The 19,965-nt window shown below is 63.0% G+C and carries 19 protein-coding genes; 5 read left to right on the forward strand and 14 right to left on the reverse strand.

What is annotated here, in order from left to right; translation table 11 throughout:
* Positions 1-22: 22 nt before the first annotated feature.
* Both GA0061099_RS25195 and GA0061099_RS25200 read left to right on the forward strand, forming a co-directional pair.
* Positions 23-412, forward strand: coding sequence for a carboxymuconolactone decarboxylase family protein (locus GA0061099_RS25195; RefSeq protein WP_036011521.1), 390 nt, complete (start codon positions 23-25; stop codon positions 410-412).
* Between the two features lie 8 nt (positions 413-420).
* Positions 421-1,230 carry an N-acyl homoserine lactonase family protein gene (locus GA0061099_RS25200; protein WP_036026668.1) on the forward strand — a complete coding sequence of 270 codons (810 nt, stop codon included), beginning with the start codon at positions 421-423 and terminating at the stop codon, positions 1,228-1,230.
* 455 nt (positions 1,231-1,685) lie between these two features.
* Here GA0061099_RS25200 and GA0061099_RS25205 read toward each other — a convergent pair whose 3' ends face one another.
* The 12 genes from GA0061099_RS25205 to GA0061099_RS25255 form a co-directional block, all read right to left on the reverse strand.
* Positions 1,686-3,026, reverse strand: a complete 1,341-nt coding sequence (locus GA0061099_RS25205) for a metal-dependent hydrolase family protein (protein ID WP_036026667.1) — start codon at positions 3,024-3,026, stop codon at positions 1,686-1,688.
* Positions 3,027-3,565: 539 nt separating this feature from the next.
* Positions 3,566-6,685: an efflux RND transporter permease subunit gene (locus tag GA0061099_RS25210; protein ID WP_036026666.1), complete on the reverse strand. Its 3,120-nt coding sequence runs from the start codon at positions 6,683-6,685 to the stop codon at positions 3,566-3,568.
* Positions 6,682-7,923 (reverse strand): efflux RND transporter periplasmic adaptor subunit, encoded by a 1,242-nt coding sequence (locus GA0061099_RS25215; RefSeq protein ID WP_074448100.1) that lies wholly within the window; start codon positions 7,921-7,923, stop codon positions 6,682-6,684. The genes GA0061099_RS25210 and GA0061099_RS25215 overlap by 4 nt, the downstream gene beginning before the upstream one ends.
* 65 nt (positions 7,924-7,988) lie before the next feature.
* Positions 7,989-8,228 carry a hypothetical protein gene (locus tag GA0061099_RS25220; protein WP_063822473.1) on the reverse strand — a complete coding sequence of 80 codons (240 nt, stop codon included), beginning with the start codon at positions 8,226-8,228 and terminating at the stop codon, positions 7,989-7,991.
* 38 nt (positions 8,229-8,266) lie between these two features.
* On the reverse strand, positions 8,267-8,614 hold the full coding sequence (locus GA0061099_RS43140; RefSeq protein ID WP_141697667.1) for a twin-arginine translocation signal domain-containing protein: 348 nt from the start codon (positions 8,612-8,614) through the stop codon (positions 8,267-8,269).
* Positions 8,562-9,119 (reverse strand): HdeD family acid-resistance protein, encoded by a 558-nt coding sequence (locus tag GA0061099_RS25225; RefSeq protein ID WP_036026649.1) that lies wholly within the window; start codon positions 9,117-9,119, stop codon positions 8,562-8,564. Before GA0061099_RS25225 ends, GA0061099_RS43140 begins: the two co-directional genes overlap by 53 nt.
* Before the next feature lie 147 nt (positions 9,120-9,266).
* Positions 9,267-9,752 (reverse strand): DUF992 domain-containing protein, encoded by a 486-nt coding sequence (locus tag GA0061099_RS25230; RefSeq protein ID WP_036026648.1) that lies wholly within the window; start codon positions 9,750-9,752, stop codon positions 9,267-9,269.
* The gene (locus GA0061099_RS25235) at positions 9,753-10,352 is read right to left on the reverse strand and encodes a hypothetical protein (RefSeq protein ID WP_036026646.1); all 600 of its coding nucleotides are present in this window, start codon (positions 10,350-10,352) and stop codon (positions 9,753-9,755) included.
* Positions 10,349-11,488, reverse strand: coding sequence for an AI-2E family transporter (locus GA0061099_RS25240; RefSeq protein WP_036026660.1), 1,140 nt, complete (start codon positions 11,486-11,488; stop codon positions 10,349-10,351). Before GA0061099_RS25240 ends, GA0061099_RS25235 begins: the two co-directional genes overlap by 4 nt.
* Before the next feature lie 29 nt (positions 11,489-11,517).
* Entirely contained in the window at positions 11,518-11,763 is a 246-nt protein-coding gene (locus tag GA0061099_RS25245) for a hypothetical protein (protein ID WP_036026659.1), read from the reverse strand.
* A gap of 29 nt (positions 11,764-11,792) precedes the next feature.
* On the reverse strand, positions 11,793-13,232 hold the full coding sequence (locus tag GA0061099_RS25250) for a basic amino acid/polyamine antiporter (RefSeq protein WP_036026644.1): 1,440 nt from the start codon (positions 13,230-13,232) through the stop codon (positions 11,793-11,795).
* A gap of 128 nt (positions 13,233-13,360) precedes the next feature.
* The gene (locus tag GA0061099_RS25255; RefSeq protein ID WP_036026643.1) at positions 13,361-13,591 is read right to left on the reverse strand and encodes a DUF6894 family protein; all 231 of its coding nucleotides are present in this window, start codon (positions 13,589-13,591) and stop codon (positions 13,361-13,363) included.
* A gap of 238 nt (positions 13,592-13,829) precedes the next feature.
* Between GA0061099_RS25255 and GA0061099_RS25260 the strand changes: the two genes are divergently transcribed.
* A complete protein-coding gene (locus tag GA0061099_RS25260) occupies positions 13,830-14,540 on the forward strand; it encodes a Bax inhibitor-1/YccA family protein (RefSeq protein ID WP_036026641.1) in 711 nt (236 codons plus the stop codon).
* Between the two features lie 18 nt (positions 14,541-14,558).
* Here GA0061099_RS25260 and GA0061099_RS25265 read toward each other — a convergent pair whose 3' ends face one another.
* Together GA0061099_RS25265 and GA0061099_RS43145 are read right to left on the reverse strand one after the other, a co-directional pair.
* On the reverse strand, positions 14,559-15,062 hold the full coding sequence (locus tag GA0061099_RS25265; RefSeq protein WP_036026658.1) for a DUF1269 domain-containing protein: 504 nt from the start codon (positions 15,060-15,062) through the stop codon (positions 14,559-14,561).
* Positions 15,063-15,266: 204 nt separating this feature from the next.
* On the reverse strand, positions 15,267-15,467 hold the full coding sequence (locus GA0061099_RS43145; protein ID WP_074448101.1) for a DUF3551 domain-containing protein: 201 nt from the start codon (positions 15,465-15,467) through the stop codon (positions 15,267-15,269).
* Between the two features lie 289 nt (positions 15,468-15,756).
* Between GA0061099_RS43145 and GA0061099_RS25275 the strand changes: the two genes are divergently transcribed.
* The gene (locus tag GA0061099_RS25275; RefSeq protein ID WP_036026639.1) at positions 15,757-16,848 is read left to right on the forward strand and encodes an efflux RND transporter periplasmic adaptor subunit; all 1,092 of its coding nucleotides are present in this window, start codon (positions 15,757-15,759) and stop codon (positions 16,846-16,848) included.
* On the forward strand, positions 16,845-19,913 hold the full coding sequence (locus GA0061099_RS25280; RefSeq protein ID WP_074448102.1) for an efflux RND transporter permease subunit: 3,069 nt from the start codon (positions 16,845-16,847) through the stop codon (positions 19,911-19,913). The genes GA0061099_RS25275 and GA0061099_RS25280 overlap by 4 nt, the downstream gene beginning before the upstream one ends.
* Positions 19,914-19,965 lie beyond the last annotated feature (52 nt).

Below are 19,965 nucleotides of genomic sequence, written 5' to 3' on the forward strand. Positions count from 1 at the left end.
GCAAGACGTGAAAGGGACGATCATGACCAAGACCGAACTGTTCGAAAAGGGCCTCAAAGTCCGCAAGGAGGTGCTCGGCGAGGACTACGTCAACAAATCGATCGCCGGTGCCGACGAGTTCACGCGCACGATGGCGGAATGGTCCACCGAATTCTGCTGGGGCGCGCTGTGGACGCGGCCCGGCGTCGACCGTCGCACGCGCTCGATCGTCAATTTGGCGATGCTCGGCGCACTGAACCGGCCGCACGAGCTGAAGCTGCACGTGAAGGGTGCGTTGAAGAACGGGCTGACCAAGGAGGAGATCAAGGAGATCCTGCTCCAGGTCGCGGTCTATTGCGGCGTGCCCGCCGGCATCGACGCCTTCCGCAACGCACGCGAGGCCTTCAACGAGGTCGACGCGGCCGGCTCCTGAGCAAATCCATGGCTGACCCGATCTACGAACTCTTCGCCATCCGCTACGCAACGCGGGATGCGCAGCGGAGCGACCACTTCATCGGCGGCGATCCGCATGACGGGCCGATGCCGATGGACTATTTCATGTGGCTGGCGCGGGGAGGTGGGCGCACCTTCGTCATCGATACCGGATTCAACGCCGAAATTGCGAAGCAGCGCAGGCGGACATTCTTGCGCTGCCCGGTGGAGACTCTTGTGGCGTTCGATATCGAGCCGGCCGAAATCGAGGACGTGATCCTCACACATCTGCACTACGACCATGCCGGCAATTTCGACCGCTTTCCGAACGCGCGATTTCATCTCCAGGAGCGCGAGCTTGCCTACGCCACCGGCCGCTACATGCAATATCCGAGGTTGTCGCATTCTTTCGAGGTCGAGGACGTCTGCGGCATCGTGCGGCTGAACTATGCGCGCCGAGTCCTGTTCTACGATGGCGATGCTGAGATCGCTCCCGGGCTAACGGTCCATGCGGCGGGCGGACATTCCGCCGGGCTTCAATTCGTCCGGGTCAACACGCGCCGCGGTCCGGTCGTGCTCGCTTCCGACGTCAGTCATTTCTACGAAAACCTGACCAGCGAGCGTCCTTTTACGACGGCGTTTCATGTCGGCGACATGCTGGCGGGGTTCGACAAACTGCGCGCCGCAGCGCCGGATGCGGACCACATCGTTCCAGGTCACGATCCGCTCGTCATGATGCATTATCCAGCGCCGACCCCGGATCTGGACGGGATCGCGGTCCGCTTGGATGTGGCGCCGTCCGGGCCTGCTCACTCCTAGGGCGGCGAGAGGACCACGCACCGCATCCTTGTCGAGCTTCCGCATCTTCAACTCTGGCACGATCTGCGGCCGATCGGAGACGGCTGACTATCCTGCCAGAAAGCCGCCATCGATGGCAACGACAGTGCCCGTTGCATATTGCGAGGCCGGCATGCAGAGGACCGCAACCGCGCAGCATCTAGATCATGATGCGGTCAGGTTGGAGGCGCCAAGCGGATTGGAACGAAAGGTCTTCGCCAAGCATCGCTACATCGGCTCGATGCCGATCTTCTTGATGATCCCGGCCCACTTCGTGGACTCGGAGCTCATGAAGTCGGTCAGGCCCTTGGAGTCCATCACATCTCGGCTTACCCAAGCGAAAGGTCTGCGCTGGTTGTCGAAATATCCGGTTTGACGTCCGTCAGGCAGGGTGACAGGCCATCACTATCGGTCACAGGCGCAGCCGTGAGAATAGGTCACTTGGGATTGGTGTCTTTGTAGATGATCCCGTCCTTCATGATGACGACAAGCTTATTTGCGGGGTCCTCGATGAGGCGAATGTCTTCCAGCGGATTGCCATCGACGAGCAGGAGATCGGCCAATGCGCCTTCCTCGACCACTCCGATCCTGCCGGGATAAGGATTCCGCGCTCCGGAAAGCGCGAGCAGCTCTCCATTGGTTGAGGTCGCCATCGTCAGCGCTTCCGCCGGCGTGAACCACCGCGTGAGGTCTACGATGCCCTGACCCTGATGCTCGGCCAGTGGCTTCGAGAAGAGGATATCTGTTCCAAAGGCGGTCTTGATCCCAAACTTCTTGACGAGCCCGTACACGGTGTCCGTTCCCGCAACAACCTGGCGCATCTGCGCCTGTTGGGCGGGCGGGAGCATGGCTGCGCCGCCGAGGTCTACGAACGGCTGAGTGCTCAGCCAGATTTGCTTCTCGGCGATGAGGCGTGCAGTCGGTTCATCCATGAGATGACCATGCTCGATCACTTTGACGCCCGCGGCGATGGAACGTCGAATTGCGCTCGGTGTATATGCGTGTGTTGCAACATACGTCCCCCAATCGGTGGCGGTTTCGACGGCCGCGCGCAAGTCCGCTTCGCTGAATGTGGTCACATCAAGTGGGCTGAAAGGCGAGGCGACGCCTCCCCCTGCCGTCAGCTTGACCTGGGACGCGCCCTGCATGAGCTGTTCGCGCACGCGCTTGCGGACCTCGTCGGGATCATCCGCGATGATGCTTCCGCCGAGCTGTTCGACGCGGCTTGTTCCGCCCTGACTTTGCGGCAGCTCCCAAAGCTCGCGGAAGTCTCCATGGCCGCCGGTGACCGTGATGACGGCTCCCGATGGATAGATGCGAGGACCCGGGACGAGACCTTCATCGATCGCGCGTTTGAGTGAGAAGGTGGGGCCGCCCATGTCCCTGACTGTCGTGAATCCGCGCATCAGTGTCGCTGTCGCTTCCGCGCTCGCCAGCAGCGTCGTATATCCGAGGTCGCTCGACAGCATCTGCGCGGGTGTCGGACGGACCATCATCGCGTGCCAATGCATGTCGCTGAGCCCGGGCATCAGCACGCGTCCACCGCCTTGTATGACGCGGGCGTCCACGCGACGATCGGTTGGAATGGGAGCGGTCACGATCCGCTCGATGATGTTTCCGCGGATGACGACATTCGATGGGACGGAAAGCGTCTGGCTCTTCCCGTCAAAGATGCGCACGTTCTCGAAGACGGTGACTGCAATCCGCTCTTGCGGCTCTGCCGGCGTGAGAAAGGTGCACGTCGCAACAATGATCGTGGCACACTCGGCTATCCGCATTTGCAGTGTTCCTTCCTAGCATGTCGTATTCTCTCGCCAGCGGCGCGGAGCCCGGCGGGAGTTGTCACGCCGCATACGAGTTCGTTCCGAGTCGCTCGACCGACGACCATCGGACCGTGACCATTTGGCGAGAGCCATTCATCAGAATATTCGTGGCAAGGTCGGGTCCCTATGCTGTTACATTCGACTTGCGCCAGCTTCCGCTTGATGTGAGCTCCGTTGCACCAAAGGACCCGCGTAGAAGTACGTTCCGCGGATTGAGCGGGATCCCCGAGCCTTCCAGTCCGCCAGCTTAGAGACGCCGTCTGTCCCGTACATTAGGGATTCTCTGTACACCGGCGGAGCAGGAATCGGGGTGCCAACTGTGGAAATAGCGCTCTATCAAAGCTCTACCCGGGTAAACTTGGTTCAACTTTCTGCGCAGCTTACTAATAATCTCTCGTAATCCGGCAGCGTACTCCTCAATCATCGAAGTAGCTCATCTAAGCCAGACGACATTCTTTCGTTACGTTCTATGTTTTTGTTAGGATCGGGCATTCTTAGCCGCTTTTGATTGTGCCTTTCGCGCGCTCCCGTATGCGCTGGAAGGTGACGTAGAGCATCGGCACCAGGAAGATCCCGATCGAGCTTGCTGCGAGCATACCAGCGAAGACAGCGGTGCCCACTGCTCTGCGGCTCAGCGCGGCAGCTCCGGTCGCAATGACCAGCGGCAGAAGGCCGAGGATGAACGCAAGTGACGTCATCATGACCGCACGAAAACGCATATGAGCACCCTGAACCGCGGCCTCACAGATCGGGATACCCGCCTCCCGCTGTTCCCTCGCAAACTCGACGATCAGGATGCCGTTCTTGGCGGCAAGAGCGATCAGCACAACGAGGCCGATCTGGCCATAGAGGTCGAGATTGAGGCGCGCAGTCATGATGCCGAGATAAGATCCGAGCACACCGACGACCACCGACAGCAGCACCGGGATCGGGATCACCGTGCTCTCGTAAAGTGCGACCAGGAACAGATAGGCGAACATCACGGCCAGCGCGAGCACGATTCCGGTCTGACCTGCCGCTCCCTGCTCCTGAAAGGCGGTGCCGGTCCAGGCGAAGTCGTAGCCGGACGGCAGCACGGTGTCGGAGATCTGCGCCATCGCGGATAGCGCGGTGCCCGAAGAGGTCCCCGGCGCAGGGCTGCCGTTCACCGTCACGGAACGATGATTGTTGTAGCGAGTGATGACCTGCGGCCCGGTTACGACCCTGACGTCGGCCAGCGCCCGCATCGGCACCATCTCGCCTTTGTTGTTGCGCACGTAGATCCGCCAGATATCCGAGACGTGGGCGCGATCGGATGCGTCGCCCTGAACGTTGACCTGCCAGGTGCGTCCGAACAGGTTGAAGTTGTTGACGTAGACGCCGCCGAGCGTCGCCTGCAGCGCCATGAAGATGTCATTGACCGCGATCCCCAGCGCTTGGGCCTTGCGGCGGTCGACGTCGAGATAGAGCGACGGATTGGTCGCGGTGAAGGTCGAGAACACGCGCGTGAGCCGCGAATCGGCGTTGGCGGCGCCGATCAGGGCGTTTGCCACGCTGGAGATCGCGGCTGGGCCCTGTCCTTCCAGAGCTTGAAGCTGGTACTCGAATCCGCCGCCGGTGGAGAGGCCGATGATCGGCGGCAGGTTGAACGGCAGCACATTGGCTTGTCGTACCTGGGCACCGGCTGCGAATGTCCTGGAGATTAGCGCCTGCGCCGAGTCTGCGGCCGCCGTCCGGTCGGAAAATGGCTTGAGCCGCGCCACCACCAGTGCGCTGTTCGATTGGGAGACGCCATCGAGCAGTGAAAAGCCGATCACCGCGAGCACGTGATCGACGGCCGGCATCTGTTTCAGGACGTCTTCGATCTGGCGCGTAACCTGGCTGGTGCGCGCGACCGACGCGCCGTCGGGCAGTTGTACGGAGGTGAAGAAGGCGCCCTGGTCCTCCTCCGGCAGGAAGCCGGTCGGGGTTAGCAGTGAGACACCGAAGATGCCGGCGGCGAATACCGCAACCAGCAGCAGCGAGAGGGCGGCCCGGCGCACGAGGTAGCGGACGCCGTTGCCGTAGCGCTCGCGCAACCAGTCGATACCGCCGAGTACACGGCCGATGATGCCGCGGGGCCGTCTGCCGTGACGCATCAGCAGCGCGCACAGTGCAGGGGATAGCGTCAGGGCGTTCAGCGCCGAAATCAACATTGCGGCGCTGATCGTCACGGCGAACTGACGGAACAACGTGCCCGAAATGCCGGGAATGAACGCAATCGGCACGAAGACCGAGAGCAGCACCAGCGTGATCGCGATGATCGGCGCGGTGATCTGGGTCATGGCTTTCTTGGTGGCCTCGGCTGGAGCCAGGCTTGGTTCCGCCGCCATGACGCGCTCGACATTCTCCACGACGACGATGGCATCGTCGACGACGATGCCGATGGCGAGGACCATCGCGAGCAGCGATACCGTATTGGCCGAATAGCCGAACGCGAGCAGAACTGCGAACGTGCCGATCAGGCTCACCGGTACTGCGATGGCCGGGATCACCGTCGCACGGAGACTACCGAGGAAGATATAGACGACCAGCATCACGAGGACGAAGGCTTCGGCCAGTGTCCGCAAGACCTCCGCGATCGTGTCCCGAACGAAGCTCGTGGAATCGTATTGGACGAGATAGTTCAGTCCAGGCGGAAATCGCGTTGACAGCCGTTGCATCGTCTCGGCCACCGCTCGCGCCGTGGTCACCGCGTTCGCTCCCGGCGCAAGGTAGACTGCGATCGGAACGGCGGCGCGCCCGTCGATCCGCGCCTCGCTGTCGACGTTTTGCGCACCGATCTCGACGCGCGCGACGTCTTTCACCAGCAGCGAGGATCCGTCGGGATTGGCGCGCAGCACGATGTTTGCGAATTGATCGGCGCTGGCGAGTCGGCCGAGGGTCTGCACGTTGAATTGGAACTGCTGATCGTCGCTGATCGGCCGCGCGCCGATGCGGCCGACGGCAGCTTGGACGCTCTGCGCGCGGATCGCGGCAATCACGTCCGACGGGGTCAAGCTGAGGCTGGTGAGCCGCTGCGAATCGAACCAGATTCGCATCGAATAGTTCATCTTTGCGAACAGGTTCGCTTGGCCGACACCCGGCGTGCTCGCGATCGCGTCCAGCGCGTTGATGATGGCGTAGTTGGTGATGAAGAGGGGATCCTGCTGGCCGTCGGCGCTGTAGAGCACGAGGAACTGCAGGATCGACGAGGATCGCTTCTGCACCCTCACGCCTTGCTGCTGCACCTCCGTCGGCAACTGCGACAGGGCGCTCTGCACGCGATTATTGACGTTGACCGTGTTGATGTCGGCATTGGTGCCATGCGCGAACGAAATGGTGAGCGTGTAGCTGCCGTCATTGCCGCTTGTCGATTTCATGTAGAGCGCGCGGTCGACGCCGATCACCTGCGCTTCGAGAGGCTGGGCGACGCTGCTTTCCACGACCTCGGCGGACGCGCCTGGGAAGGTCGTGGAGACGGTCACCTGCGGCGGCACGATATCCGGAAATTGCGCCACGGGAATTTGCGTGAGTGCCAACGCGCCGGCAATGGTGATGAGAAGTGCGATCACTATCGCAAGGCGCGGACGATCGACGAAGACGCCCGATATCATGGAGTGCGGTCCGCGGCGTGGGGCCGGATCGGAGTGCCGCGGCCGCTCCGCGGTGGCGCCTCGCTCGCTGCGCCGTCCATGCTCGACCGCAGGAGTGCGCTTGCTGCATCCGGAGCGACGGTCTGACCCGCGCGAACCCGCTGCAACCCTTCGGCGATCACCTTGTCGCCGGCAGCAAGCCCGCCGATGACGGCGGCAATTGTTGCGGTCGATTGTCCGAGCTGAACGCGCCGCTCCTCTGCCTTATTGTCCTTGCCGACGACGAGAACATAGTCGCCGCGCTGGTCGGACAACACCGCCGCGCGTGGGATCGCAAGTACTTCGATCGGCTGGACGCCTTCGAGCAGAACGGTGACGAACTCGCCGTCGGTCAGCTCGTGCGCGGTCACGCCTGCGGCAGACGGGGCGCGCAAGATCGGGTTGGCAATCTCGCCGCGGACCATGATCGTGTCGGTATTCTGGGCGATGCTGTTGTCGACGAAGTTCAGTCTGCCGGACTGACCGTACATACGGCCGTCCGGCAGCCGCAGCCTGATCGTCACCGCCTCGAGACCGCCTTGTGGGAGGTACCGCTCGCGCAGCTCGAGCCCCTCTCGCAGCGGCACCGGGAAAGTGACGTGCATCGGGTCCTGGCTGACGATCGTGGTCAGCACGCCGGAGGAGGGCCCGACGATGTTGCCTTCGGTTACCGCCGTGCGACCGATCTTGCCGTCGATCGGAGCATTGATGACGGTGTAGTCGAGATTGATTTGCGAGGCCTGGACCTGCGCCTGGGCAGCCTGGACCTGGGCCTGTAAGCTGCGCTGGGTGGCGAGCGCGGCGTCATAGGTCGATTGCTGCCCGGCCGGCCCGCCGAGAAGGGTGTGCGCGCGCTCCGTCGTCAGCCTGGCGTTTTCCAGCATCGCCTCGAGTTGCGCCACCTGCGCCTGCTTGGCTGCGAGATCGGCCTCGAATGGGCCGCGCTCCAGCCGATAGAGCTGGTCGCCCTTTTTGACCTCGGCACCCTCGTTGAACAGCCGCTGCTCCAGAGCGGCGGTGACACGGGCCGTCACGTTGACCCGGTTGACCGCCTCAACTCGGCCGAGGAACTCGTTGCTTTCGGTGATCAGCCGGCGCGTTGCCTCCACAACGCCGACGGCAGGCGTGGAAGGCGTCGGCTGGGTCCGGACAGTCCCGCCGATCGAGACCGTAACCAATCCTGCCGCCAGTAATCTCGTCGCGACGTCAGCAAGGTTCATGGTCCGCTCCGTGTTCCAGAGCTCCGAACGCCGACGTCACTTCGTTCGGCGTCTGGCGGACTGCATTACTCGCGCTGCGTCCTGTTGCTGCGGGCTGGTTCGTCGTAACCTTTGCGATGGCTGTAGAACATCAGCGCGATCAGGCCGCAGCCTAAGATCAGGATGAGAATCACGGCTCCGGTCAGGATGACGTTTCCATAGAGGGGCATCGGCGTCGATCGCCAGACCGACACGCAAAACCAGCTCGCCCCGACCAGCAGACCGGCCAGCAAGGCGGCGATCGCCCATTGGTTCCTGTCGCGCATCGTTACCTCCATCAGCTCGCAAGGCTTCGGAGACCCGCCTAGACCCAACGCCATCCGCAGCGGCGCCGGCCGCGATGCCACCAGCAGACCCAGCGCCGGTGCCGGCGACGGCGCGGTGGAGGGCCCCAGCCGGGTCGCGGAGGCGGTCCCCACTGCGTCTTGATCAGTTCTGATGACGTGGTGGCGCGTCGCGGATCTGGATCGATCGGCAGCGCTTCGGCAACGTCGATCAAGCGAACGCCGGTGGCGCCGAGCGCGGCAGCGGCAAGGGCGCTCGTTGCAAAGCCTAGGAAGGCTCGGCGGCTGGAACCAACCATGTGTCGTCCTCCTCTGTCACGCAGTCGATCGCAGCGATTGCAGGGCGTAGAGCAGCCATGCGAGGCCATGTGAGATCAGGTCGACGCCGAGCAGGAAGCCGAGCGCCCAGACGCTAATATCCGGGAAGCCAAACAGGATGAGCACGCCGGCGGCCATGGCGAAGACGCCAGAGATCAGCATCATCCAGCCGTTCTGTCGCCAATAGGCGAAACTCAGCACGCATCGAACGACGCCGGATGCGAATAGCAGCGCGCCGAGGAAATAGGTCAGGATCAGTGCACCCGACACCGGCTGGGTGAGAAGGATCAGGCCGAATGCGAGGTAGAGCGCACCGAGAATGATCCGCCACAGGAAACTGCCCCAACCCTTTGTCCAGAACGCATGCGCGATCTCGAAGGCGCCGGCAGCGATTGCGGTGAGCCCAATGAACTTGACACTGATGATCGTGGCGAAGGCGAGATCGCCGAGGGCGAGGAGGCCGGCGGCGATCAGGACAATTCCGAGGAGAGCGCAAGCCCATAGCGGTGGGGCACCCAGCGTGTTGAGATCGTCGCGGCTGTCGTAGACGGTCATGCGAACCTCCTGGGTGCTTACGCTCCGATCGACACGCCTTCGATCCTAGACTTGAACCAGCAGGTCCAACATCGGACGAAACCCGGAGTTGAGGGGCGGGAATATTCTCATTCCAACTTGTTGCGACCTTTCCTGAGCGGACACGGCTCATCGCGGTCCGCGCGGGCCCAGTGTCAGATGGGTCACGCCGGCCGCGAGATTGAGCCCGATCGAGCGTTCGATCGAGATCGGCTGGAGCATGATGCTCCTGCGCGAGCCGCCAATCAGGACGTTGGCGCCGAGGCCGGGGCCTAGAGCGAAATTGCCACTCGCGCCCACATAGCTGCCGCGCAAAGTGCCGGCACCAATCCGCGAACTCCTTGCGAAAACGGCCCAGGACAGCGTGCCGGCGCTGGTCACGCCGAGATCAAGGCCGAGGCGTCTGATCCGTCCCTCGTAGATGTAGCGGCGGGCAGGGCGCACCCCATCGAACACGCAGCGCAGCGACTGCGTCGATCCGAGCACCAGTCCAACGCGTGGCTCCGAGAAGCATAGCAGCCTGCCTATTCTGAATCTCTCGGCTCCTGCGGGCGAGGGAATCGTCAACAGCACCGCCACTGCGCCGACGGCCGCGAGATATAGCAATTGTCGCATTCAAGCCTCCGCGTGGTGCTTTGTTTCGGTCGGCGCCCGCGGCGGGCCGCCGTCCCGGCGCAGCCAGAACGAAATGGCCAGCCCGATCAGCAGCACGGCGCCGAGCAGGAAGAAGAAGATGGATTGCTTCAGCCACGAGATCGCCGGGACGGCTGCGCCCATTGCAAGGCCGAGAAAAGCGATCTGCAATGACAACAGGCTGATGCCTGCGAGGAATGTGCCGAGCGCGAGCAGCGTCAGCAGGACGAGACCGGTTGCCGGCGTCGGGAGCAGTTGCTGAACGCCGGAGACCAGGATGATGTTCATCGTGATCAGGACGGCGATCCAGTGCAGCGCCTGGGTCCAGATCAGACGAATCTGGCCCTCCCTGCCTTCGATCTCCGGCCATTTGGTGATGACGCAGACCACCCCGATCGCCAGCGCCAGGAATTCCCAATAGCCGATCAGCGGCTGGTGCGAGACGTTGGTATAGGCAACTCCTGCGATGGCGAGCAGCAGCGCGACGGCGTACGGAAGCTGCTGCCAGACAAGACGCCCCATTCCCGAGCGAGCCTGTTGAGGCACGTGGTCTTCACGCTGCTGTGCATCCGTTTCGCTCATGGCTGCTCACCCAGGATTGGGGGATCGGTCGTTGCCGGTTCGATCCTGTCTCCGAGATAATCCTCGACATACAACCTGATGATCGCCACCCGTCCGACCGCGACGAGCGGCATCGCGAGCGCAATGCCCATGACGCCGAACAAGGCGCCCAGCAGGACGATGGCGACCAGGGTCCAGGCTGGCGGGGTCTCGACCGCATGCCGCTGAATCAGCGGGCCGATGACGTAACCTTCGATCGACTGGATGATGGTGTAGACCGCGACCGCCCAGATCAGCGGCGAGGCTCCGAGCGGCATCGCAACGAGCGCGATCGGGATCGCGGCGACGATTGGCCCAAGATAGGGGATGAAGTTCGACAATCCTGCCTGCAATCCGAGAACGAATGGGCCAGGCAGGCCGATGAGATAAAGGGCAAGCCAGACGAAGAGCGTCATCAGGATGATGCGGATCAACTGGCCGACGAACCACAGTCGCATCACGGTGCCCATCTCGTCCATCACCTCGCGCGCGCGGGCCCGGTAAGATTGCCTGACCAGCACGACCACGCTGTCGCGGTAGCTGATGGGATCGAAGGCGAAGAGAATGCCGAGGAACAAGATCACGAGCACGGCGGTCAAAAGGCTCGAGGCGCCGCCGAGCAGGAATTGCGCATGGCTGAGGAACCGACCCTGGTCGGCGAACAGCCACTGCGCGAAGTCACGCCCCCATTCCGGGCCGAGCAGATCCACGCCATAAGACAACAAATGCTCTTGCAGGATGTCGACCTGGGCATCCATGACTTTCAGCAGCACACGCGTCTGCTCCGGCAGCTTACCGGTCCCCCAGGCCAGCCCGAAGCCTGCCAGCGCCGACAGCAGCAGGAGAACGAGCGTCAGACGCCAGACGCGGCTGAGAGGAAGAACCGGCGCCAGAGCCCGGGCTGCGGCATCGAGAAAGGCTGCGAAAAGCACGCCTGCGAACACGATCAAGAGACTCGACACCGTTTGCCAGACCAGGAAGAGGGCCACGGCCACGACGAGCACGGTGAGGCCGATCGCAAGCAGGCTCGGTCGTCCGGGTTGGACCGACTCGTCGATCGGGCTCTCATTCCGAACGAGGCCGCGGACCCGCTCGGATCCGACCCTGGCGTCGCTCATCGATCGGTCCGCCGTCATGTGGTCACGCCTCACGAGCGAACGCGGCGGCTGCCAAAATGCGGATGCTTGCCGCCGCGATGACGCCAATAGCGATGCTTGAATGGATTCGTGTTGGTGTTGATGTTGGGCCTCGCATCGCCCGGGGCGGCCGTGCCGGTTTGCTTCGGCGCGGCCACGGTATCGTCCTTCGGCTGAGCCGGGGAAATGCTTGACGGCAGAGTGGCGGCTACGACTGCGGTGAGGAACAGGGTACGATAGTTGATCCACATCTTCATCCTCGCCTCCATGCGGTCAGCGACATCGGTCAGATCGCGATGGCTCCGACAGCCAGGCCGTAGATTCCGATCCCCGCGGCGATGGCCACCGCGCCGAACAGGACGGACTCGACCGGCCTGAAAAGCCGCTCCTTGCGTTCGCGCTTGGCGATCAGGAACAGCAGCGTTCCCGGCGCGTAGAGGATCGCGGATAGCAGGAGAAATTTCGCCCCGCCGGCGTAGATCATTCCCGCCGCGTAGAGCGTCGCGACGGCCGCGAAGATCCCCTCGCTGGTGCGGGCGCGCTCGCCGGAAGCATAAGCCTCACCGGTCCATGCGAGCTTCAGGCCGTAAGCCGCCACGAGGAAATACGGGACCAGTGTCATTGCGCTCGTCATCTTGAGGGCGAGCGTGAAGGCATATTCGGCGAACCAGCTCACAAGAAGCAACGCCTGGATCACGCAGTTGGTGAGCCAGAGCGCGCCGACAGGGACCCTGTGAACGTTCTCGCGCGCCAGAAAGGCCGGCATCGTGCGCTGAATGGCCGCTGAGTGCAGGATCTCGGCCGCAAGGAGGGACCATGACAGGTAATTGCCGAGGATCGAGATCAGCAATGCGATACTGATGAACACACCGCCCCAGCGGCCGACCATGGCCTCCATCACGCCTGCCATCGATGGTGTCGGCAGGTCCGCGAGCCCGCTCCGCGGCAGGATGCCGTAGGACAGGAGTGTCACGAGCACGAGAAGGCAGAGAACGGTGAGAAAGCCGGTGACCGTCGCGATACCGATGTCGTCGCGCCTTCGTGCGTAACGCGAATACACGCTCGCGCCCTCGATGCCGACGAAGACGAACACCGTGAGCAGCATCGTGCTGCGGACCTGGCTCAACACCTGCCCGGCGTCGGGCTCGGTCGTTCCCCAGAAATTGTCGGAGAAAAGCCCGCGGTTCAGGGCGACCGCAGCCACCACGATGAACAGCACGATGGGGATGATCTTCGCGAAAGTTGTGACCGTGTTGAGCGCGGCAGCCCCCTTGATGCCGCGCAGCACCAGAATATGGACGCTCCAAAGCAGCACGGAGGCCGAAGCGATGGCTACCGGCGTGGTGCCGTCGCCGAACACGGGGAAGAATTGGCCGAGCGTGGCCTTGATCAGGATGAGGCAGGCGACGTCGGCTAGACAACAGCCGATCCAGTAGCCGGCGGCGGACGCAAAGCCGATGTAGTCACCGAAACCGGCTTTGGCATAGGCGTAGATGCCCGCATCGAGCTCCGGCTTGCGCCGGGATAGCGATTGGAACACGAAGGCCAGAGTCAACATGCCGGTGCCAGCAATCATCCAGGCAATGATCGCTCCCAAAGCGCCGGTGGTGCGCCCGAACTGAGCCGGCAATGCGAAGATGCCGGAGCCGACCATCGACCCGATCACCAGGGCGATCAGCGCATTGCGCGAAAGCTTCTGATCGGCCTCGCTTGTCGAAGCAGCCATGATGGATGCCTTCCGATCCGAGGCGGCTGCATTCGCGGCCTCCCTCCCGGAACCTTAGAGCCACCTCCCGCGTGCGCACATCAGGGATTGTCTGTAGGAAGAGAGGCAGGAAATCGGTGGCCGCCGATTCAGATATCGCCACGGGAAGCGGCGGTGTCGTCCTCGCCCTTGTGCCAGGACGTCGGCAACGTATCCCGCGCGACCAGCACGACGCTGCCACGGAAGAACTCGCCGGACTTGGCGAGTTCGGCGGCCAGGCGCCTGGCATGTAGGACGGCCGCATCCTGCTCGCTAAGATCGCATCCGATCGTGTCGGGCGAGACGCCGTATCGATCGGTGATATGGAAGAAGAAGCGCATGTCTCCGGTTAGGTCATGGCGCCTCCGGTCTCCAGTGACAAAAGCGCAAGGTGCCTCAGTCAAAAGTCTTACGACCCCGAAGCAGGTTCCAGTCTTACGGATCGGCAATCAGCGCCATGCCGTCCCCATTCGGGCAAGAGTGGTTTTCACCTGATGTCTTCGGGTGATTGTCCGATGTTGTTCCGTCGAAGCAGAGCCTAGCGTGGTCGCGCTTTAGGGGGCTGCACAGGAGGATGCGATGTCGAATCTCGATCAGAACTTGGCGGCGACAGACGTCGTCGGCGGCCGGATCACCGTGGATGCCGGACTGCGCCAGTACATGTTGCGGATCTATGGCTACATGGCCGCTGGTGTCGCCCTGACCGCCGTCGCCGCCGGCCTGACCTATCAGGTCACCGGCCCCGCGCTGCTGCAGAGCCCGCTGATGTGGGTTTTCATCCTGGCGCCGCTTGGGTTGGTGTTCTTTCTCAGCTCGCGCATCGAGACATTGTCGGTGCCAACTGCGCGCCTGCTGTTCTTCCTCTATGCTGCCCTGGTCGGTATCTCGCTCTCGATCCTACTACACATCTACACCAGTTCATCGATAACCCGCGTCTTCGTCATCGCTGCTGCAATGTTCGGCGGGCTCAGCGTCTTAGGCTACACGACCCGGCGCGACCTTTCGGGATTGGGTACCTTCCTGTTCATGGGGCTGATTGGGATCATCTTCGCGAGCGTCGTCAACCTGTTCCTGTGGTCGACTGCGCTCGACTGGCTGATCTCGATCGTAGGAGTCGGCGTGTTTGCCGGCTTGACGGCCTATGACACGCAGCGGATCAAGACGATGTACGACAGCGCGGATGACCAAACCGCTTCGGGGCGAAAGTCGGTCCTTGCCGCGCTGTCGCTCTATCTCAATTTCCTCAACCTGTTCCTGATGCTGCTGCGTCTTGCGGGCGGCCGCCGTTGAGAAGGGAAGGGCGGCGGCTCAGGCCGCCGGCCGCTCCACCGTGCTGGCGAGGGCATCGCGCAACGCCTTTTCCTTCGTCTCGTCGAGGGAGGTCTTGAGTACGACGCCGCCCGCGTCCTTGATCTCCTTGATCACCTTGTCGGCGGTCATGTGCTTGATCAGGACGAACAGGGCGGCGTTGCCGGGCTGAAGGCTGGCGGAGAGACTCTTCATAAAGGCATCGTCGATTCCGACGTCCGAAAGAACGCCGCCGAGTGCACCCGACGCTGCGCCTACGGCAACTCCGAGGATCGGATTGAGAAAGAGGACACCGATTAAAAGGCCCCAGAAGCTTCCCGTCACCGCGCCCATGGCGGTCGTGTTGACGAGTTGGTTGAGCTTGATGCTGCCCTGGTCCGTCTTTACGGCGATCACGGCGTCACTGATCGTGATCAGATATTCCTTCTGCAGCCTGAGCAATTGCTGACGCACTTCCTCGGCCTTCGCCTCGGACGGATATACGATGGCGACCAGATCTGACATGAAGACCTCCCGTTGGAGCATGCAAGCGGACCCGAGGAAGCTACCGCGCGAGAGCTGCCTCAGGGGATCGGAGAAAACCCTCGGTCCCGGTGGGGAATGTTCCGAATGAGATTGGACGCTGTAGACTGTGTCCCGAAGGGGCGGCGCAAAGTGAAATTGCTGGCGCCGCCCGATCGATGCTACCTCGGCGATCAATTGCGGCATCTAGCGGCGCGGATTGGGGACGCAGGTGCCGGACCGCCCGCTCACCGACGCGCGGCATTGGGCACGAGTGTCATACATACAGGTCAGCGTTCCCCTGAACTTTCTGCACCATGCCAGATTCTGCGCTTGTCCTGGCGTCCACGAGCCCATGGCACCGAGCGCAATGAATACGGCAGCGGAGAGCAAAGCCAGCTTTGTCATCTTGGTTTCTCCTTGTCGTTGAGCAATCACGTCGAGCCGCGGATCGCAGGCTCGTCAAACCCGCCGCGGCTTTGACGAAGGGGTCGCATGCGCCGCAACGGCGGCAGCTGCAGGCTTATGCACCGTCTGCGCGCTTGGGCTGTCGGGTGATCGCGTGACTTCGCTGCCGGAATCTTTCGGCTCCGCCGGATGTTCGTTCACGATTGCACCCGCGGATGCTCAGTAGATTTACCGATACAAGCGGGATGAATTCTCCGCAAAATCCTCAGCGGCACGGACGGGTCGATTCATGCAGCTGCGGTCACTGAGCACGACGCTTGTTGCAGGGGTTTCTGCGTTGCTGCTGGTCGCCTGTGAGAGGGAGGCGGCGACGGTCTCCCTGCCGACGCCGGCGCGTCCCGTCCGCACCATGACAGTCGAGAAGCGGGATCAACTCACGCCCCTCACCTTTTCCGGCCGCATCGAAGCCGAAGACGAAGTGAATCTGGCATTTCGAATTTCCGGTCGGCTGCACTCGAGCGACATCCGGCTCGGTGAGCGCGTCGAGGCCGGCCAGCTGTTGGCGCAGCTTGAATCGCAGGACCAACTCAGCGCGTTGCGGCAGGCGCAGGCCGCCCTTGCCGCAGCTCAGGGCCAGCTCACTCAGGCACGCAATCATTTCGAACGCCAGCAGACTCTGTTGGCGCAGGGATGGACCACGCGCGCCAACTTCGAGGCCGCGACGCAGGCGCAACAGACTGCGCAATCGAATGTTGAAATGGCCGAAGCTCAGTTGAATTCCGCCCACGACCAGGTCAGCTTCACCGAGCTGCGGGCCGATGCACCGGGCAAGATAACCGAAACGGGGCCCGCCGCCGGAGAGGTCGTCCAGGCCGGACAGACGATTGCGCGGATCGCGCGGCAGGATGGCCGAGACGCGGTCTTCGACATGCCGGCTCGATTCGTCCGCGCGGCACCGTCCAATCTGCAGGTGAGCGTCAGTCTAACGGACGATCCAGCGGTGACTGCGGAAGGGCGTATCCGGCAGGTTGCCGCGCAGGCCAATCCGCTCACGCGAACCGTTGAGATCAAGATAGGACTTCGCGATCCCCCTGCCGCGATGCGGCTGGGGGCGACTGTCACGGGGCGCGTCGAGATGAGCGCCGGACCAATGATCGACATTCCGGCAACGGCGCTGACCAGGATGAATCGCCAGCCGGCGGTCTGGATCCTGGATCCCGCGACGAAGACGGTCGCCATCCGCAATGTCGACGTCTTGAGGTTCGATCAGGCGCAGGTGATCATCTCGCAAGGTTTGGACATAGGCGAGGTCGTGGTGACCGCGGGCGTCCAGGCACTTCATCCGGGTCAGCGGGTGCGCGTCCTTGGGTCGGAGCCATGACCGGGCTCAACCTCTCGGAATGGGCGCTCGGGCGCCGCTCGCTCGTCATTTATCTGATGATTGCCGCCGTCATCGCCGGCGTGCTGTCCTATCTGCGGCTGGGCCGGAACGAAGATCCTGCATTCACCATCAGGACTATGGTTGTTCAAGCGGCCTGGCCTGGAGCGACGGCCGAAGAGACGATGAAGCAGGTGACCGAACGGCTCGAGCGGCGGTTGCAAGAGACGCCACATCTGGACTTCCTGCGCAGCTTCACTCGGGCCGGTCTCACCACTATTTTCGTGAACTTGAAGGGGAGCGCCAACGCAAGGGACGTCTCCGATACCTGGTACCAGGTGAGGAAATCCATCGGGGACATCCGTCACACGCTGCCGGCGGGCATCGTGGGGCCAGCGTTCAATGACGATTTCGGCGACACGTTCGGGATCATCTATGGATTCACCAGTGATGGATTTACCCAGCGCGAGCTGCGTGACTGGGTCGAGGCGGTCCGCTCGCGTCTTCTAGACGTGCCCGATGTCGCGAAGATCGAACTGCTGGGTGCGCAGGACGAAGTGATCTTCGTCGAGTTCTCGAAACGGCAACTCGCAAGTCTCGGGGTCGATCGCACGGCTCTGATCGCCGCCCTGCAGGCACAGAATATCGTGAGCCCGGCCGGCACCATCCAGACCGGGACCGAGCGAATTTCGTTTCGGGTGTCCGGGGCGTTCCAGTCGGAGCAGGACATTGCCGACATCAACTTCAGCGCGGGCGGTCGCACGCTACGTCTGAGCGATCTCGCGACGGTACGGCGAGGCTATGCCGATCCGCCGCAACCGCTGTTCCGGGTCGGCGGTCGTCCAGCGATCGGGCTCGCGATCGCGATGCGCGAGGGCGGCGATATTCTCGTTCTCGGCAGGAACATCAAGGCGGCGATGGCAGAGATCACGGCCGATCTGCCGATCGGAATCGAACCGAGCCTCGTGGCCGACCAAGCCGTCGTGGTGGACAAAGCGATCCGCGAGTTCATGACCTCGCTGGTGCAGGCGATCGCGATCATCCTCGTCGTGAGCTTCATCAGCCTCGGCGTTCGGCCGGGCCTCATCATCGCACTGGCTATTCCGCTCACGCTTGCGATCGTGTTCCCGACGATGGAGTTTCTTCGCATCGATATGCAGCGAATTTCCCTCGGCGCTCTCATCATCGCGCTCGCGCTGCTGGTCGACGACGCCATGACGACGACGGACGCCACGCTTAATCGGTTGGCGCTGGGCGACGGCAAGATCGCGGCCGCGGCCTACGCCTTTCGCACGCATGCATTCGCCATGCTCACGGGCACACTCGTAACGATCGCCGGGTTCATTCCGGTGGGCTTTGCAGCCAGCGCGGCCGGCGAATACACGTTCTCGCTGTTTGTGGTGGTTACGATCGCTCTCCTGGCGTCGTGGTTCGTCGCCGTCATCTTCACGCCGCTGCTCGGCGTCGCTATCCTCGCGCCGCCCAAGACCACAGCCGATGCGCCGGGAATGGCCTTTCGCCTGTACCGGCGCTTCCTGGTCCTGGCGATCCGCGCCAAATGGCTGACGATCGGCGCGACGGTTGCGCTTTTTCTCGCTTCTGTGCTCGCGCTTCCGCTGGTTCCGCAGCAGTTCTTTCCATTGTCCGACCGGCCGGAACTTCTTGTGGACATCGGCCTGCCGCAGAATGCATCGATTTACGCCAGCGAGGCGGCGGCCAAGCGCCTCGATCAAGTACTGACCGGTGATCCCGACGTTGGTCATTGGAGTACCAATGTCGGGCGCGGTGCGATCCGCTTCTATCTGCCGCTCAGCGTCGAGCTGCCGAATGACTTCTTCACCCAGGCGGTCGTTGTGGCCAAAGACGTCGCGGCACGCGAGCGCCTGCATGCCAAGCTGGAACGGTTCCTTGTGGAAGAATTCCCGAACGCCATCTCCTCGGTTTCGCCGCTTGGGCTCGGTCCCCCCGTGGGATGGCCGCTGCAGTATCGCGTCAGCGGTCCCGACGTCGAGCTCGTGCGTGACATCGCGGTCGAAGTCGCGCGGATCGTCGGCTCCGATCCGAGGGCCAAGAGCCTCAATTTCGACTGGATGGAGCCGGATCGCCAGATCCGCGTTCGCGTCAACCAGGATGAGGCGCGCCGTCTCGGCCTGAGCTCGCAGGCGATCTCAATCGTTCTGAACACCGTGATCTCCGGCCTGCCCGTGACCCAGGTGCGGGACGATATCTACCTCGTCGATGTGCTGGCCCGCGCAACGGACGAGCAGCGCGTCTCGCTGCCGAGCTTGCGGACGCTGCAGGTGCCGATCCCGGGAGGGCAGACCGTTCCGCTAAGCCAGTTTGCCACCTTCGAATACGGTCAGGAGTTTCCGCTGATCTGGCGGCGCGATCGCATGCCGACCCTGACGGTGCGGGCCGCCGTTCCCGACGAGATGCCGCCGGAGACGGTGGTCAATCGGCTGGCTCCCGCTATCGCCAAGCTGAAGGCCACTCTGCCGCGTTCCTACGATGTCGTGGTCGGCGGCACGGTGGAGGAGAGCCGAAATTCGAGGTCGTCCGTGATGGCAGTCGTACCGATGATGTTGTTCGTCATGTTTACGGTGCTGATGGTGCAGCTGCAGAGCTTCCCGCGACTATTGATGGTCGTTAGCGTCGCGCCGCTCGGCCTGATCGGCGTCGTCGCGGCGCTGCTCGTGTCCGGGCGGCCGCTGGGCTTCGTCGCCATCCTCGGCGTGTTGGCGCTGCTTGGCATGATTAGCAAGAACGCGGTGATCCTGATCGGGCAAATCGAGGCGGAGCGCTTGCAAGGGAAGGGGCCCTGGCAGGCGGCAGTGGATGCAAGCAGCTCCCGCTTTCGTCCGATCATGCTGACGGCCGTCTCAACCGTACTCGGCATGATCCCGATAGCGCCGACCGTCTTCTGGGGGCCGATGGCCTTTGCGATCATGGGCGGCCTGCTCGTCGCAACCGTTCTAACTCTGGTGCTGCTGCCGACCTTGTATGTCGCCTGGTTCGGCGGGAAAGAAATGGCGCCAGCTTCCGATGCTTCCAGCCCGGCGCGAGGGTAATCCCGGACAGCGACTAGGTAATCACCTGATGGGCCGGGCCGAGGCCACGGCG

The sequence above is a fragment of the Bradyrhizobium yuanmingense genome (assembly GCF_900094575.1).
In the GTDB taxonomy this organism is placed as follows: domain Bacteria; phylum Pseudomonadota; class Alphaproteobacteria; order Rhizobiales; family Xanthobacteraceae; genus Bradyrhizobium; species Bradyrhizobium yuanmingense.